This window comes from Roseburia sp. AF25-13LB (assembly GCF_003478915.1).
Lineage (GTDB): Bacteria > Bacillota > Clostridia > Lachnospirales > Lachnospiraceae > Roseburia_C > Roseburia_C amylophila.
The window spans coordinates 233-1,880 of sequence record NZ_QUFO01000027.1 but is presented as its reverse complement, the minus strand read 5'-3'; the positions used below and the strand labels follow the sequence as shown (position 1 = coordinate 1,880).

3 protein-coding genes are annotated in these 1,648 nt (G+C 36.8%); all 3 read left to right on the top strand.

Annotated features, from left to right (window positions below; all coding sequences use genetic code 11):
* A partial coding sequence (locus DWY37_RS15915; protein ID WP_199535651.1) for a hypothetical protein occupies positions 1 to 597 on the top strand: 597 nt, incomplete at its 5' end.
* A gap of 12 nt (positions 598 to 609) precedes the next feature.
* Positions 610 to 825 carry a hypothetical protein gene (locus tag DWY37_RS15610; RefSeq protein ID WP_055147993.1) on the top strand — a complete coding sequence of 72 codons (216 nt, stop codon included), beginning with the start codon at positions 610 to 612 and terminating at the stop codon, positions 823 to 825.
* Positions 826 to 1,460: 635 nt separating this feature from the next.
* Positions 1,461 to 1,648, top strand: a 188-nt coding sequence (locus DWY37_RS16030; protein WP_199650077.1) for a hypothetical protein, incomplete at its 3' end; no start/stop codon positions are given.

The window sequence follows — 1,648 nt, the reverse complement described above, 5'->3', positions numbered from 1 at the left end:
GGAACTGACGGTGGCGCAGTATTAAATGATGCGGATGTGGGTTCGGCTGTAAAGGGTGGTAGATATTCGAACTTAGGTAATATGTCATTTGAGGATGGAAAGCAATATTCATCGTGGAGTAAACTTAGAGAAGAGGGATTGTCACTTGAACAAGTAGAAAAAATAAAAGGCACACCAAAGGGACAGAAACCATTACCAGAAACTTATTTGAGTGAGGAATATATTAATAATCATCTAAATTCATTCAAGAAAAGTGGTGCGGTAAAAATAATGCCAAGTGAGCCATCAGGAACAATTGGTGGTAAAGGTGGTACATTTGTAATGTCTGGGGATGAACTAAGTGAAATAATTCGAAACGCAGATGGGGATGTGGCTAAAATAGAAAGTGTTTTGGGATTAGACAAAGGATATTTAGGAAGTAATCCTGTTATAGTGACAATTCAGGACACATCTAGTTTAAGACTTCCATCTGGCAATGAATTAGGTGCATGGCCGGAATACTGGGAACCAGGCGGCTATACAAGTGGTGGAATAAAAGAAGCAGTTATTAATCCGGCGAAAGAAGGAACATATACATATAAACATTTATTTGAATAGAGGTGCTTTAAAATGAAGTTAATTATAGAAGATGAGGGTATTAGTCTACTGGAAAACAAAGGGCAATATTATCTTCAGTATGATGCAGGAGCGCATATGATAAAGAAAAAAAGAATTGAAATTACAAATGAAGAGGCGGAGTTATGCCAATTAGATGTTGAAGAAATGTATAATCTTATTTTGCAATATCAAAATGATGGTGTATATGGTGAAGATGTAGTTGAATAAAATATATAAATTTAATTATGGTTATACTTTAGGACTCCAAAACCCTTAACTCAAAAAGCTATTTTACTCTCTGTCTGTTCACGAAGTGAATGACATACAGAGATTAATAATAGCTTTTTGTCATTTACCTAAAGGGGAAAGGACTCCTTATGGCGAAATTTGCCCTCAGGTATACAAAAGGATTTGTCTGACATTTTATTTCTAAGGTACTGTAAAACATTGATTTTACTGACTTGTTTCAAGTTGGTGTTTTCATTCTTACACAGAACTATTGTTTGATGAAATCAAAATGACACACAGAATATGGACTCTATGCTGGAGTTTATAAGGTCTATTTTGATAGCAAGAACAGGAAGTCCTGCTATATCAGTAACTAATTATCAGGCTGATAAAATTAGATACCAATGTTTATGCATCCAAGGTACATTCTTTTTCAACGGTATCCGGTGAGGTAGAAGGAAAACAGCTTACAGTTCCGGATTTAAATGTATCAATGGATGCTATGACAGCGTACCGGGCAGGCTTTTCACAGTTAATTGGTCTGATGAGTTATTATCAGAGCCTCCTGACGCAGGATGCCGGGAAGCTTCTTTGATGAAAATGATAAAGACAAAATAGGGGGAGTGGAGAAAGTTATGGGATTTCAGGTAAAGTATGAAGAAATTACCAGCATTCGGGAACTGATTCTGGCACAGCTTGACCGGTGGATAGAACAGATAGATGTGGTAAGAAGCAGTATTGTAGAGATTGCTGCCATGTCGGAGATGCATGGAGAGGCAGCAGAGCATGTAAGAAGCTATATGTGGGATTATCATATGAATCT

Excerpts from the sequence above, each read along its gene's own strand:
- DWY37_RS15610 (WP_055147993.1), top strand. The coding sequence starts at position 610 with ATGAAGTTAATTATAGAAGATGAGGGTATTAGTCTACTGGAAAACAAA.